Source organism: Bacteroides sp. HPS0048, from assembly GCF_964240755.1.
Lineage (GTDB): Bacteria > Bacteroidota > Bacteroidia > Bacteroidales > Bacteroidaceae > Bacteroides > Bacteroides nordii.
Genome location: NZ_CAXSVC010000016.1, coordinates 19,249 through 33,720, shown reverse-complemented (window position 1 = coordinate 33,720; position 14,472 = coordinate 19,249). Strand labels below are relative to the sequence as shown.

The 14,472-nt window shown below is 38.9% G+C and carries 17 protein-coding genes and 1 tRNA gene; 8 read left to right on the top strand and 10 right to left on the bottom strand.

Annotated features, from left to right (window positions below):
* The first annotated feature begins 374 nt into the window (after positions 1-374).
* From cls to ACESQI_RS13600, 3 genes are all read left to right on the top strand, one after another.
* The gene (gene cls / locus ACESQI_RS13610; protein ID WP_002559467.1) at positions 375-1,649 is read left to right on the top strand and encodes a cardiolipin synthase; all 1,275 of its coding nucleotides are present in this window, start codon (positions 375-377) and stop codon (positions 1,647-1,649) included.
* Between the two features lie 61 nt (positions 1,650-1,710).
* Positions 1,711-2,505 carry a thymidylate synthase gene (locus tag ACESQI_RS13605; RefSeq protein WP_373126326.1) on the top strand — a complete coding sequence of 265 codons (795 nt, stop codon included), beginning with the start codon at positions 1,711-1,713 and terminating at the stop codon, positions 2,503-2,505.
* 122 nt (positions 2,506-2,627) lie between these two features.
* On the top strand, positions 2,628-3,119 hold the full coding sequence (locus ACESQI_RS13600; RefSeq protein ID WP_278511588.1) for a dihydrofolate reductase: 492 nt from the start codon (positions 2,628-2,630) through the stop codon (positions 3,117-3,119).
* Positions 3,120-3,137: 18 nt separating this feature from the next.
* Here the strand turns inward: ACESQI_RS13600 and ACESQI_RS13595 are convergent, their stop codons facing one another.
* Positions 3,138-3,617: an Lrp/AsnC family transcriptional regulator gene (locus ACESQI_RS13595; RefSeq protein WP_007484264.1), complete on the bottom strand. Its 480-nt coding sequence runs from the start codon at positions 3,615-3,617 to the stop codon at positions 3,138-3,140.
* A gap of 150 nt (positions 3,618-3,767) precedes the next feature.
* Between ACESQI_RS13595 and ACESQI_RS13590 the strand changes: the two genes are divergently transcribed.
* Together ACESQI_RS13590 and ACESQI_RS13585 are read left to right on the top strand one after the other, a co-directional pair.
* Positions 3,768-5,051, top strand: a complete 1,284-nt coding sequence (locus ACESQI_RS13590; protein WP_373126324.1) for an IgA Peptidase M64 — start codon at positions 3,768-3,770, stop codon at positions 5,049-5,051.
* A 25-nt stretch (positions 5,052-5,076) separates the two neighbouring features.
* The gene (locus ACESQI_RS13585; protein WP_025866508.1) at positions 5,077-5,619 is read left to right on the top strand and encodes a GNAT family N-acetyltransferase; all 543 of its coding nucleotides are present in this window, start codon (positions 5,077-5,079) and stop codon (positions 5,617-5,619) included.
* Positions 5,620-5,708: 89 nt separating this feature from the next.
* Here ACESQI_RS13585 and ACESQI_RS13580 read toward each other — a convergent pair whose 3' ends face one another.
* From ACESQI_RS13580 to ACESQI_RS13540, 9 genes are all read right to left on the bottom strand, one after another.
* Positions 5,709-6,173: a biopolymer transporter ExbD gene (locus tag ACESQI_RS13580; protein WP_002559461.1), complete on the bottom strand. Its 465-nt coding sequence runs from the start codon at positions 6,171-6,173 to the stop codon at positions 5,709-5,711.
* Entirely contained in the window at positions 6,173-6,766 is a 594-nt protein-coding gene (locus ACESQI_RS13575) for a biopolymer transporter ExbD (protein ID WP_002559460.1), read from the bottom strand. Before ACESQI_RS13575 ends, ACESQI_RS13580 begins: the two co-directional genes overlap by 1 nt.
* A 36-nt stretch (positions 6,767-6,802) precedes the next feature.
* Complete coding sequence (locus ACESQI_RS13570; RefSeq protein ID WP_002559459.1) at positions 6,803-7,288, bottom strand: hypothetical protein; 486 nt, start codon at positions 7,286-7,288, stop codon at positions 6,803-6,805.
* Positions 7,289-7,294: 6 nt separating this feature from the next.
* The gene (locus ACESQI_RS13565) at positions 7,295-8,101 is read right to left on the bottom strand and encodes a MotA/TolQ/ExbB proton channel family protein (protein ID WP_002559458.1); all 807 of its coding nucleotides are present in this window, start codon (positions 8,099-8,101) and stop codon (positions 7,295-7,297) included.
* Positions 8,102-8,186: 85 nt separating this feature from the next.
* Positions 8,187-8,274, bottom strand: a tRNA-Ser gene (locus ACESQI_RS13560).
* Between the two features lie 121 nt (positions 8,275-8,395).
* On the bottom strand, positions 8,396-9,172 hold the full coding sequence (locus tag ACESQI_RS13555; RefSeq protein ID WP_002559457.1) for a TatD family hydrolase: 777 nt from the start codon (positions 9,170-9,172) through the stop codon (positions 8,396-8,398).
* 12 nt (positions 9,173-9,184) lie between these two features.
* Positions 9,185-9,886, bottom strand: coding sequence for a hypothetical protein (locus ACESQI_RS13550; RefSeq protein ID WP_025866509.1), 702 nt, complete (start codon positions 9,884-9,886; stop codon positions 9,185-9,187).
* Between the two features lie 16 nt (positions 9,887-9,902).
* Positions 9,903-10,877: a polyprenyl synthetase family protein gene (locus tag ACESQI_RS13545; protein WP_025866510.1), complete on the bottom strand. Its 975-nt coding sequence runs from the start codon at positions 10,875-10,877 to the stop codon at positions 9,903-9,905.
* An 86-nt stretch (positions 10,878-10,963) separates the two neighbouring features.
* Complete coding sequence (locus ACESQI_RS13540; protein WP_002559454.1) at positions 10,964-11,650, bottom strand: energy transducer TonB; 687 nt, start codon at positions 11,648-11,650, stop codon at positions 10,964-10,966.
* A 142-nt stretch (positions 11,651-11,792) separates the two neighbouring features.
* On the opposite strand from ACESQI_RS13540, the gene porQ reads away from it, so the two are divergent.
* The 3 genes from porQ (at position 11,793) to ACESQI_RS13525 (ending at position 14,409) form a co-directional block, all read left to right on the top strand.
* Positions 11,793-12,731 carry a type IX secretion system protein PorQ gene (gene porQ / locus ACESQI_RS13535; protein WP_002559453.1) on the top strand — a complete coding sequence of 313 codons (939 nt, stop codon included), beginning with the start codon at positions 11,793-11,795 and terminating at the stop codon, positions 12,729-12,731.
* 16 nt (positions 12,732-12,747) lie between these two features.
* The gene (gene cmk, locus ACESQI_RS13530) at positions 12,748-13,437 is read left to right on the top strand and encodes a (d)CMP kinase (protein WP_195348487.1); all 690 of its coding nucleotides are present in this window, start codon (positions 12,748-12,750) and stop codon (positions 13,435-13,437) included.
* A gap of 93 nt (positions 13,438-13,530) precedes the next feature.
* The gene (locus ACESQI_RS13525; protein WP_234130764.1) at positions 13,531-14,409 is read left to right on the top strand and encodes a 4-hydroxy-3-methylbut-2-enyl diphosphate reductase; all 879 of its coding nucleotides are present in this window, start codon (positions 13,531-13,533) and stop codon (positions 14,407-14,409) included.
* Positions 14,410-14,472: the final 63 nt, after the last annotated feature.

Genomic DNA, 14,472 nt, shown 5'->3' with positions numbered 1-14,472 from the left:
AACGTATTACAATCATATATTCAATTTAATAAATAAAAGAGGGAAGCTCATGCTTTCCTCTTTTTTATTTATACAAACAAGGATATTTTAATCAATAGGTTCCAATATACCCTGTAAACAGGGTACATCGGTCTTGTTTGCAACCAGCATATCAACAATATCCCGATTATAAACAATCCGTTTGATACCGGCAAACTTTTTTTTCATCAGTAGATAATAATTTATCTCTTAATCTGGTGAGACGTAACATCAAATGATAGGAAAACAGCTTTTAAATTGTTAAACTATGATAAATCTACTCTTGACAGAAAAGAGCTCCGAACAGAGAAGTTGTATCTTTGTTTCCTTAGTAAACTAAATAAAGACTACAAGTTTTGAGACTACATATATTTTTTATTTTGTTGCTTTTGACGACAAGCAACATTAAAGCAGATGAAATAGACAGTTTATGGGTACAGCGACAAGACACTACCGAATTACCCAGCGACCAGATGGTACTCAATTTCCTCCAAGAATCGGGTATCCCTATTACGCATGGTAATAAAGTAAAGTTGCTCAAAAGCGGACGCGAGAAATTTGAGGATCTCTTTGAAGCTATCCGCGGTGCTAAACACCATATACATTTGGAATACTTTAACTTCCGGAATGATTCTATTGCCAACGCACTTTTCGATCTATTGGCCGAAAAAGTAAAGGAAGGAGTAGAAGTACGCGCCTTATTCGATGCTTTCGGCAACTGGTCTAATAATAAGCCACTGAAGAAGCGTCATCTCAAAGCAATCCGCGAACGGGGCATCGAAATAGTCAAATTCGATCCGTTTAAGTTTCCCTATATCAACCACGCAGCACACCGGGATCATCGGAAAATAGTTGTTATCGACGGAAAAATAGGCTATACCGGAGGAATGAATATAGCAGATTATTACATCAACGGACTCCCCAAAATTGGTACATGGCGTGATATGCATATCCGCATTGAAGGCCCGGCAGTAGACATTCTGCAAGAAATATTTCTCACAATATGGAATAAAACAACCAAGCAGGATATCACCGGAGAGGCCTACTTTCCCGAATTTCCGGCTCCGGCAGATAGTATTGACGGAATTACCGTTGCCATCGTCGATCGTACACCGAAAAAGAATACCCGCATGCTCAGCCATACTTATGCCATGTCTATCTATGCGGCAAAAGAAAATGTACGAATAGTGAATCCTTACTTCGTGCCCACCTCTTCGATTCGGAAAGCACTAAACTACGCACTTGAGAAAGGTACAAAGGTAGAGATTATGATCTCCTCCAAGGCAGATATACCTTTCACGCCGGATGCATCGCTCTATAAAGTACACAAACTAATGAAACGGGGCGCAGATATATATCTGTATAATGGCGGATTTCACCACTCGAAGATCATGATGGTGGACGAGACCTTTTGTACGGTAGGCACCGCCAACCTTAACAGTCGAAGCCTGCGCTACGACTATGAGACAAATGCTTTTATCTTTGACAAGGAGTTCACAGCACAACTTGACAGTGTATTCGAGGCTGATACCCAACACTGTACTAAGCTCACCCCCGAAATATGGAAAAAGCGTTCACCGTGGAAGAAGTTTGTCGGGTGGTTTGCCAACCTATTCACTCCCTTTTTATAATCTGCATAGATTCTAACTACTTACTACTGGATTCTAACTACTTTTTTTCTACCTTTGCAGTATGAAACAGTATTTAGATTTACTCAGCCGTGTACTTGCCGAAGGTGCTGAAAAGAGTGACCGCACCGGTACTGGTACAATCAGTGTTTTCGGACATCAGATGCGCTTCAATCTCGACGAGGGATTCCCTTGCCTGACGACTAAGAAATTGCACCTGAAATCTATTATATATGAGCTATTATGGTTCTTGCAGGGAGATACAAATGTAAAATACCTGCAAGATAACGGTGTTCGTATCTGGAATGAATGGGCAGACGAAAAAGGAGAACTGGGACATATCTATGGTTATCAGTGGCGTTCATGGCCTGACTATAAAGGTGGTTTTATCGATCAGATCAGTGAAGTGGTAGATACAATCAAACACAACCCTGACTCCCGACGAATCATCGTAAGTGCCTGGAATGTAGGAGACCTTGATAATATGAACCTACCGCCATGTCATGCTTTCTTTCAGTTCTATGTAGCAAATGGCCGTCTGAGCCTGCAACTCTATCAACGGAGTGCAGATATTTTCCTGGGAGTTCCGTTCAATATCGTCTCTTATGCCTTGTTATTACAGATGATGGCACAAGTGACCGGATTGAAAGCCGGAGATTTCGTACATACATTGGGAGATGCGCATATCTACCTGAACCATATGGAACAGGTAAAGCTGCAATTAACCCGTGAACCACGTCCGCTACCCCAAATGAAGATAAATCCGGATATAAAAAATATCTTCGACTTCAAATTTGAAGATTTTGAATTAATAAACTATGATCCGCATCCACATATTGCGGGAAAAGTTTCGGTATAAATCAGTAGCTAAAATTTAGTAGTTGGTAATTAGAAGCTATGCAGCATGATCGTATTTTTATGTTCTAACGACATATTGCATAGATTCCAACTGCTAATAACTACCAAATTCCAATAAACATTATGAGTAAAATCAGCATTATAGCCGCTGTAGATCGCCATATGGCTATCGGCTTCAAAAATAAGCTTTTGTTCTGGCTGCCCAATGACCTCAAACGTTTTAAAGCACTCACCACAGGAAATACAATTATAATGGGCCGAAAAACATTCGAGTCACTTCCTAAAGGTGCACTTCCCAACCGTCGCAATATTGTTCTTTCTTCCAATCCGGCAAATAGCTTTCCCGGTGCCGAGGTTTTCACTTCTTTGGAAGCTGCTTTGCAAAATTGCCGCGAAGATGAGCATGTTTACGTCATCGGCGGAGAAACTGTATACCGCCAGGCTATTGTCCTAGCTGACGAACTCTGCTTGACTGAAATAGATGATGAAGCCCTGGAAGCCGATGCTTTCTTCCCTTCAGTAGACCTTACAGTATGGCACGAAAAAAGCAGAGAAGTCCATCCTGCGGATGAAAAACATCTCTGCTCCTATGCGTTCGTTGATTATACCAGATAGTTACAGACAGAAAACGAATCACTCCTGATCGTCTGTGTCTACTATAATCGGCATCTGCCGTTTAATAGCTTCATGGAAAGAGATAAGCGTCTCAGTACGTGCCAACCCCAACGGCTGCAGCTTATCATGAATGACACTCAACAGATGGTGATTATTCTTTGCGTAAATCTTGATGAACATATCATATTTACCTGTAGTGAAATGACATTCCACCACCTCTGGTATAGCTTCCAAAGCTTTTGTCACAGAATCAAATGATTCCGGGTCCTTCAGGTAAATTCCAATATAAGCACACGTCTCGTACCCGATTTTTTCAGGGTCGATGACAAACTCCGAACCCTTCAATATCCCCAGATTAGTCAGCTTCTGTATACGCTGGTGGATAGCTGCACCCGAAACATTACATGCCCGTGCTACTTCCAGAAAAGGAATACGCGCATTATCTGCTATCAGCTTCAGAATCTGCTCATCTAAAGTATCCAATTGATGATGTCCCATTTTAGATCAATTTGTTTTAATACATGAATGTTATTGCAAAGTTAGATAATTTTTTGGCAATAAATACTATGATTTATTACTTTTATTTCTAAATATGGGATAAGTCAGCAATTGTTCGTACCTTTGTAAAAACATAAATATACGCTAAATATGAAACGAAATACCACCCTCATACTATGCCTGTTGATGGTAATAAACATACACGCACAGGAGTTTACAGACTTTTTCAAAGACAAAACATTACGAGTAGATTATATTTTCACCGGTGATGCCAAACACCAATCGATCTATCTGGATGAACTTTCGCACCTACCTTCATGGGCAGGGCGCAGACATCATCTCTCCGAACTTCCTTTAGAGGGTAACGGTCAGATCACAATGACTGATCTCACCACTCGAAAATGTATCTATAAAACCTCCTTTTCCTCTCTTTTTCAAGAGTGGCTTTCTACAGACGAGGCTCAGAAAACAGCAAAAGGATTTGAAAATACTTTTCTGCTTCCTTATCCGCAACACCCGGTAGAGATAGAGATCACACTACTCAACTCATCACGAAAAGTAATGGCTCATTTAAAACATATTATACATCCCGATGATATACTGATTCATAAACGGGGTATCTCACATATAACGCCACATAAATACCTTCTGAAAAGTGGTAGTGAAGCAGATTGTATCGATGTAGCCATCCTGGCTGAAGGGTATACTGAAGCTGAGATGGATCTATTCTACAAAGATGCTGAAAAAACATGCGAAAGTCTTTTCTTTTATGAACCATTCAAATCAATGAAAAGCCGGTTCAATATTGTTGCTGTTGCCAGCCCGTCAAAAGATAGTGGTGTCAGTGTACCACGAAAAAACGATTGGAGACAAACGGCATTTAACTCTCATTTTGATACTTTCTATTCCGACCGCTATCTGACTACCAGTCGTGTAAAGTCAATACACAACGCGTTATCAGGTATTCCTTACGAGCATATTATCATCATCGTCAATACCGAAGAATACGGTGGTGGAGGTATTTACAACTCCTATACACTGACTGCTGCCCACCATCCTACCTTCAAGCCTGTGGTAGTACACGAATTCGGGCATAGTTTTGGAGGTTTAGGCGACGAATACTTCTATGAAGAAGATGTAATGGCAGACACTTATCCGCTCGATGTGGAACCTTGGGAGCCGAATATCTCTACCCGTATAGATTTCTCCTCCAAATGGAAAGATATGCTTCCGGCAGGAGTTCCTGTTCCTACTCCTCCGCAAATGAATAAACAGTACCCGGTAGGTGTTTATGAAGGTGGTGGATATTCAGCAAAAGGTATCTACCGTCCCTCCTTTGATTGCCGCATGCGAACAAATGAATATCCGACCTTCTGTCCGGTGTGCCAACGTTCTATTCGTAGAATTATCGAATTTTATACCAACAAGAAATAAAGTAATAATCAAAACCCAGACCTTTATGATTAGACTCCAACCTATCAGTACGTCTGACGTACAACATTACCAATTTATGGAGGATCTGCTTATTGCAGCCTTTCCACCGGAAGAATACCGTGAACTGAAAGATTTGCGCGAATATACCAACCGTATTGGTAACTTCCATAATAATATCATTTTTGATGATAATACCCCTGTGGGATTCATTACCTACTGGGATTTCGACCATTTTTATTATGTAGAACACTTTGCTATTAACCCGACATTACGAAATAGTGGCTATGGCAAAAAGGTATTAGACTTCTTATGTAAAGAGTTAAACCTCCCCATCGTTCTGGAAGTTGAAATGCCTCTGGAAGAAATGGCACAACGTCGCATAAACTTCTACAAACGACAAGGATTTGTTCTTTGGGAGAAAGAGTACCAACAACCCCCATACAAGAACGGAGACCCTTTCTTACCGATGTATCTGATGGTATATGGCAGTTTACAATGCAAACAGGATTTCGACACAGTAAAGAAAAAAATTCACAAGGAAGTCTATAATGTGAAAATGAATTCCTAAACATTCTCGTCATTTCATTCCAAAGGAAAAGGGTGCTTAACTATTTATTTTTAGTTAAGCACCCTTTTCAAATATATTCAATCAACCTTTTATTCGCGATGTTGCGAAGAGTAGTTAATTTTCAGAGCATAAGCTTGACGAAGCGCATTCTTGATATCAGTTACGATACCCATCTTCGTATCCTTATCGATCTTCAGAGATACAGTCATCATTGCCTGATCAGACTCTTTCATGCTTGATCTTTCTGCAATAATATAATCCTGAATTTCCGAAACTTCGGCGAAAGCATCATTCAATTGGATACGGCTCTCAGAACCCATCTTCTGACGAAACTCTCTCATTGGTTTTCCTACATACACAAACGTAACCAATGATTTCTTTTCAAGCTTTTCTAATTCTGTTGCTTGCGGAATCTTAAATTCAACCTTCAACGTTACCTCACGCATCGTTGTTACAATCATAAAGAAGAATAACAGCGTAAAGATAAGGTCAGGCAGAGAAGAAGTATTCAACGCAGGCATTTCACGTTTACCTGTTTTATTAAATTTTCCCATTACTTCTTTTCTCCATATTTTTTAGGTTCAGCTTCAGAAATCTTCTGAGGATAAATTTCACGAACAGCTTTCTGCTGATCTTCATTTAACTCTGAATAATTCTTTCCCCACTTTTCCTGAGATAGTTCATCTCTCAGTTCATTGTAAGCAGCAACCAATTCATTTTGTACGTCAATATATGCCTGATATGAAGAAGAACGGTCATTCTGTAAAGAGACTACATGCTTTTCAGTGACCATTGTCGGACCAAAGAAATCAACCTCCTTTGATGTTTTTTCCGGCAACGATTCATCATTATATTTATTAGCAACAAACTCTTTAGTCTTCGCTCTCAACTGCTGAACATTCATGATTTCACCATTAACCATCAACTGGTCATACATGTTCAGGTAAATCTGTAGAACGTTACGTTGCTTAACCTTGTCTTCATTCTTCTGCTCCTTATCATTTTCAGGCGGTGGTGGCAAACGTCTTGCCAAACCACGGTCCGTATCCATAGAAGTTGTAATCAAGAAGAAGATCAGCAACAAGAAAGCGATATCAGCCGTAGAACTTGAATTTATATCAGGAACTTTTCTTTTTCCTTTTGCCATAGTATTACTATATTTAATTGAGCAAGCTCAATTGGATTATGATAATTTCTTCTTAATGCTACTCAAGATGATAGCAACAACTGTTGCCCCCAAAAGGAAGTAGATTGAATAAAGGAACATATCAGTTAGCTTCAACCAAAAAGGAACATTGTCCGTTCCATCATATCCTGGTATTCTCAAAGTCTCTTCGCTACCCATAGCCCAAGAAACAACCAGTACAAGAACTAAAAGAATAAGACCGATCAATGATTTAATAGCGCTTACCGGATTATCTTTCAACGCTGAACCGAACTGGAATATAGCAGCAATAATAGTTGCAGCTACTGCAAGTCCGAAAAGTGCATACATCAAATACAATAATGCATCTGTATTTGCAGGTTGCCACATTTCCGGATCAACGCCTGCCAATGCAGCTGTTCCCTGAGCATCTCCCCCAAAATAAAAGAGACCTAATACCACCAGGATAAGAGCAAACATTGCGTACAGTACGTAGTACGATAATTTATATGATAACTTACTCATCTCAGATTATTTTTTGTATTTCAAGTTATATTTGATTACCATGTCAAGCAAAGAGATAGAAGAATCTTCCATTTCACTTGTAAGAGCTTCGATCTTAGAAAGTACATAGTTGTAGAATACCTGAAGAATCAAAGCAACGATCAAACCGAAGATAGTTGTAATCAAGGCTACTTTCATACCACCTGCAACAACCGTCGGAGAGATATCACCTACCTGCTGGATCTTATCAAATGCCTGCACCATACCGATTACAGTACCCAAGAATCCTAATGACGGAGCCATTGCGATAAACAGTGTAATCCAAGAACATCCTTTTTCAAGGTAACCTGCTTGCACACCACCATAAGATACAACTGATTTTTCTACTACATCAATACCTTGATCAATTCTCATCAAACCTTGATAGTAAATAGATGCAATAGGGCCTCTGGTGTTACGAGCGATGTCTTTTGCAGCTTCAACATCACCTTTTTCCAAAGCAGCTTCGATAGAAGCCATAAATTTCTTAGTATTGATTTCAGCCAAGCTCAAATAAATGATACGTTCAATACAGAATGCCAAACCGATAACCAATGCAATAGCTACCAAACTCATGAAAGATGCAGTACCTTCAATGAATTTTACTTTAATTTCTTTGTGAATACCACCTTCTTCAACGCCGGCAACAGAAGCATCAGCAGCAGCTGGTTCTACTGCAGCAGGTGCAGCCTGTTCAGTTTGTTCAGCAGCAGGAGCATCTTGAGCCTGAGCAAGTTGAGTTGAGCCAAATGTTAAGACTCCCATCACAGCAACAATTGCGAATAACTTTTTCATTGTGTGTCTAATTTTTAAGATTAATTAATTAAATTATTATTATTGTATTTATTTTAGTTGTTTCCAAATTCCATTTGCTCATCTGCGGAGAGAGCGGGATTCGAACCCGCGATACACTTTTGGCGTATACACGCTTTCCAGGCGTGCCTCTTCAACCACTCGAGCATCTCTCCCTAAACAGGTTTGAGCCTTTTCAGCTACAAATGTATCCTTTTTTTTCTTCTTCTAAAGCATTCTAGCTCTTTTATCTCAAAGAAATACTCCAAATTAATATATTTTAAAACCTTTAGAGGCTTATTTGAGCATTCCAAACACTTTTAAAGCGTTTTCAGATGTGGCTTCAGCAACCCGTTCCGGCATCTTTTCATAAACCTCTGCAACTTTTATTAAGGTATCTTTTATATAGGCACTTTCATTCCTCTTTCCGCGATTTGGAACGGGAGTCAGGTAAGGTGAATCAGTCTCTAAAACAATACGTGTCAAGGGAATACCTTTCAATACATCTGCTAACTGAGACTTCTTAAATGTTACGACCCCATTAATTCCCAACATAAAATCCGGAAACTCCAATAACTTCTCAGCCTCTTCGGAGGTACCGGTAAAACTGTGAAAAATCCCTTTTAATCCACTTTTTTTATAAGGTTCCAATACCTTATATATATACTCGAAAGCTTCTCTACAATGAACCACAATAGGCAGATGGTACTCTAAAGCCCATTCTATCTGTTTTTCAAAGACAATAAGTTGCTCTTTCAAAAAAGTTTTATCCCAATAAAGATCCAAACCTATTTCACCAATAGCCACATACTCATTGAAAGGAGCTAACTGATGTGCAACAATATCCAGTTCTTTTTCATAAGACTCATTAACAGAAGTAGGATGTAATCCTATCATCGGAAAACAAAACCCTTTATAGGTATTACATACCGAAAGTAATGGTCCAATTGTTGTACTGTCTATATTCGGCATAAAAATATGAGTTACACCTGCATCGTGAGCACGCTGCATTACTTGTGGAAGATCACCAGAAAATTCTTCCAAAAAAAGATGTGAATGAGAATCAACAAGCATAATTAAATAAATCTATTCAGGACGTTTTTCACCTGTTCGGTAGTAATAAATCACCCCATAGTCACGACATTTGTCTAAACGGAGTTCATTAGGAGATATATTCCGGAACTTTTCTTCTACCTGATTCCAAATGTCCAATATTAATTCATCAGCACGTGTACGCATTGTAGCCAACCCTTCCAAGCTGCGATTAGTCAATACCTGTAATGCTTTCTGTCTTTCATAACTGTCAACAAATATATCATAATGAACCTTCACCTTAGCAATAGTAGGGTTATAAATAGGTACTCCCCCCTGTGACGTTCTTTTCCTCTCACCTTCAATAATCCGTTTTCCCCATTCAACCATAGCGGCCTCAGATGTTAAATCCGGAACATTATAATTATCAATCGGCAAACAGTATAGTTTTTTATGAATAGGTTTCACTTCTGAACGAAGTACAGACAAGTTCAATACCTGGATAAAATGGGAAATATACAAACGAGCTGTTTTTACGTTTGACTGATGCTTTGGACTTTCCTTCACCTGGTTATCATAACATTGAGCATAATAGTTGTGAGCTATCTCAAATTTTGAAAGAAAATTCCTTGCTTCGGATAAAGTATTCAAGGATATCGCCAGTTCATTTACATTATACACATCACCCTTTCCGACCGCCGATTTCAGCGCTCGTATTCTGGCCTGGTCTGTATTTGGTAAACGTCTGTAAGGCATCGGACAACACTATTAATTACATTTCTCTGTACATCAGATGTTCCATCAAACTTTTTAATTCTTTTTTTCTTTCTTCAGCCACTGTTACTGCTGCTAAACTTTCCATAGCACGGGTATAATATTCACGCATCTTATTTTTGCAGATACCCTTTATGCCAATCTTATCATAAATCCCGGTTACAGCAACGATCTTTTGCTCCGGAACAAAAGATTCAGCAGCAATCCAGGTATTCAGTTCGGCAAAACAATCCTTATCAGCATGCTCCAAAGCTTTAATCAACATATAAGTTTTCTTATTGCAGAGGATATCTCCCCCTATTTTCTTGCCAAAGACAACCGGATCACCATACACATCCAGCAAATCATCCTGCAACTGAAAAGCAACACCTATCTGAACACCAAAATCATAAAGACGTTCAGCATCTTCTCTGGATGCTCCTCCCAATATTGCACCTATCTTCAGGCTGGCAGCCAACAATACTGCTGTCTTCAAGCGGATCATTTCAATATATTCCTCTTCCTTAACGTCGCTACGTTGTTCAAACTCCATATCCATCTGCTGACCTTCACAAATTTCAAGAGCTGTAAGGCTAAAAAGCTTCATCACCTCTTTTAAATATTCCGTTGGACAGGCAGCCATATATTGATAAGCAAGCACCAACATTGCATCTCCTGACAATATGGCAGTATTATCATCCCAGACTTTGTGCACGGTAGATTTACCTCTACGCACATCTGCTCTGTCCATGAGATCATCATGAAGAAGAGTATAGTTATGATAAATTTCAATACCGGTAGCCGGATCATAAATTTGCTCCACATTTTCTTTATATAAGTTATAAGCCATCAACATCAATACAGGACGAATGCGCTTTCCACCTAACGACAAGACATATTTTACCGGATCATATAATCCTTTTGGAGAACGGGTAAACTGTAATTCGGAAACATGGGTATTTATTTTATCAAGCAATTGAGATGCAGTAAACATAGTCATTTGAATTAAAAAGACGAGAAATAATTACTAATGAAAAAGGCTGCTTTTATGGCAGCCTTTTCCCGTATATTACATAAATATTATTGCAATCTAAACATTACAGGTACCGTATACTTCACACGTACAGGTTTGTTTCTCTGCATACCAGGATTCCATTTAGGCATGGAATTGATCACACGAAGAGCTTCTTTATCCAGATATGGGTCAACACTACGTGCAACCTTTGCATCTACGATACTACCATCTTTATTTACAACAAACTGTACAATAACACGACCTTGTGTACCATTTTCCTGCGCAATTGTAGGATATTTGATATTCTTAGCCAAATAAGACATCAAGGCAGCATTTCCACCTGGGAACTCCGGCATTTTTTCTACAACATCGAAGATTTCCTGTTCTTCCGGTTCTTCTTCAACAACCTGTACAGGCACATATTTCACTTCAACTTTCTGACCGGTTTCCTCACTTGATGCTATAATTGTTTCTTCTACATCAGCGTCATCATCTACAATATCCAAGATTTCTGCTGCTGCAGGTACTTCAGGTGGAGGTGGAACCTCAATTTTCTGTTCTTGTTCCGTAATAGGAACCATTTCCTCTTCAAACACTAAATCGGATAAAGCCTGGCTTGTATCAATCTTTATGTCTCGCTCAGTCCATTCGAACGCCACGAACATAAAAGCTAATACAACCACGTATCCGATAAGCAACCATGTAGACTTTTTGCCTTCCAGGTCTGCTTTAGGTGATTTTTTAACTTCCATAAATTATAATATAAATATTAATAATACGTTCTTTTAATCAGATGTGTTTCTCAGTGCTTTTGAGTCTCACGTGCTTTTCTGCCACAAATATAACGCAGATATTTGAGAAATAAAGTATATTTGAACAGTTTTTTCTGCCAAAATGTTAAAAAAGAATATATTCATAGTAGTATTACTCCTTTTTTGGGTCCGGATACAGGCTCAGGAAGATAATAGCGTGTTCCAATTCCTCAAAATCCCTTTTTCTTCTCATGCAGCAGCATTAGGCGGGGAAAATATATCCATTATAGAGGATGATCTCACAATGGCGGTCCATAATCCTGCGTTGTTGTCATGCGTAGCGGATAAAACACTTAACCTGAACTATATGTTATATATAGCCGGAGTTAACGCCGCCAGTGCAGCTTTCTCACGTGTTGCCGGAGAACGCTCAACATGGGCAGTAACAGCTCAGTTTGTGAACTATGGAACAATGAAAGAAACAACCAGTGAAAATGTAATAATAGGAACCTTTTCAGCCAAAGATATGGCATTTTCAGGAATCTACTCTTATGACTTAAGTGACTACTGGAGTGGTGGAGTAAAAGCAAATCTCATTTATTCCAATTACGAGAAATTTTCTTCATTTGCTATCGGAGTAGATTTGGGATTGAATTATTATCATCAAAACAGTGACTTTTCCTTTTCTCTTGTTGCTCGTAATTTAGGAGGACAAATTGTAGCCTTTGAGGATAAACATGAAAAGCTTCCGGTAGATGTACAAGTAGGCATCACAAAGAGATTGTCACATGCTCCTTTCCGGGTATCAGCAACTTTATACAATCTGACCGATTGGAAAAATTCCAACTTCTTTGATCACACCGTGTTAGGTATCGACTTTCTGCCAACAGATAATTTCTATATTTCGTTAGGATACAATTTCCGCAGGAAAAACGAGATGAAAATAGCTGACTCCAGCCATTGGGCAGGTCTCACAGCCGGAGCCGGTATACAAATTAAGCGTTTTAAATTAGGAGCTGCCTATGCAAAATATCATCTCAGCTCTTCTTCTTTATTATTCAATCTCTCAATGACATTATAGTACAATTACAAATAAAATGAAAAAAATCACCATAGCAATCGATGGCTTTTCCTCTTGTGGTAAAAGCACAATGGCCAAAGATCTGGCTCGCGAAATAGGATATATTTATATAGACAGTGGAGCTATGTACCGCGCAGTCACTCTTTATAGTATAGAAAACGGCATCTTTAAAGGAGATACGATTAACACTGAAGAACTTAAAAAACGAATGAACGACATCCATATTTCTTTCCGGATTGATCCGGAAACCGGTCGTCCCAATACTTATTTAAATGGTGTGAATGTAGAGAACAAAATTCGCACGATGGAGGTTTCTTCTAAGGTGAGTCCTATTAGCACACTTGACTTCGTACGTTCTGCTATGGTCCGACAGCAACAGGCCATGGGCAATGAAAAAGGAATTGTTATGGATGGACGTGACATTGGTACTACAGTATTCCCTAATGCCGAGTTGAAAATATTTGTTACAGCAACTCCTGAAATACGTGCTCAAAGGCGTTACGATGAACTAAAAGCGAAAGGGCAAAAAGCCAGCTTTGATGAGATATTAGAAAATGTAAAACAACGCGATTATATTGATCAGCATCGCGAAGTGAGTCCATTACGAAAGGCAGATGATGCGCTATTGTTGGACAATACAGAATTGACAATTCAGCAGCAGAAAGAATGGTTATTTAATCAATATAACCAGAGAACAAAAGCGTAAGCAGTCTCACATCATTCTAATCTCATTAAAAGTAGAGAATATTAAACAAGTACGTAGAATCATCTGAAAAAATCTACAAACGTAAAACCCAAAATGATCAAAGTAGAAATAGACGAAGGTTCAGGTTTCTGTTTTGGAGTGGTAACCGCTATTCATAAGGCAGAAGAAGAACTGGCAAAAGGAGTTACCCTTTATTGCTTGGGGGATATTGTTCACAATAGCAGGGAGGTAGAACGGTTAAAAGCAATGGGGCTCATTACTATCAATCATGAAGAGTTCAAGCAACTACATAATGCCAAAGTATTACTTCGTGCTCATGGTGAACCTCCCGAAACATATACAATCGCCCGGGAAAATAATATTGAAATTATTGATGCTACCTGTCCGGTAGTGCTCCGATTGCAAAAACGTATCAAGCAAGAATATCAGGAGAAAGATGCAGAAGAAAAACAAATTGTTATTTATGGGCAGAATGGACATGCCGAAGTTTTAGGATTAGTAGGTCAAACTACCGGAAAAGCAATCGTTATAGAAAAATTAGAAGAAGCTAAAGAGCTCGATTTTAGCAAAAGTATCCGTCTTTATTCGCAAACCACCAAATCGTTGGATGAATTCTGGGAAATAGTTGACTACATCAAAGACCACATTTCTCCTTCTGCTACATTTGAATACTATGATACCATTTGTCGTCAAGTAGCCAATCGCATGCCTAACCTACGTACGTTTGCAGCTTCACATGATCTTATCTTTTTTGTCAGTGGTAAAAAAAGTTCTAATGGGAAAATGTTATTCAGTGAATGTCTAAAGGTCAACCCTAATTCTCATTTAATAGATAATGCAGAAGAAATAGATGACTCTCTATTTCATGGAATTAGTTCTATTGGAGTATGCGGAGCTACTTCAACCCCTAAATGGTTGATGGAACAGATTTATACAGAAATCAAAGCACGCCTCGACAAAAAAATCATTTAACGTTATTTATTAATGCCACCGTCAGTTTGACACGAATGCAACTTATTTCCTAACACTTTTTGT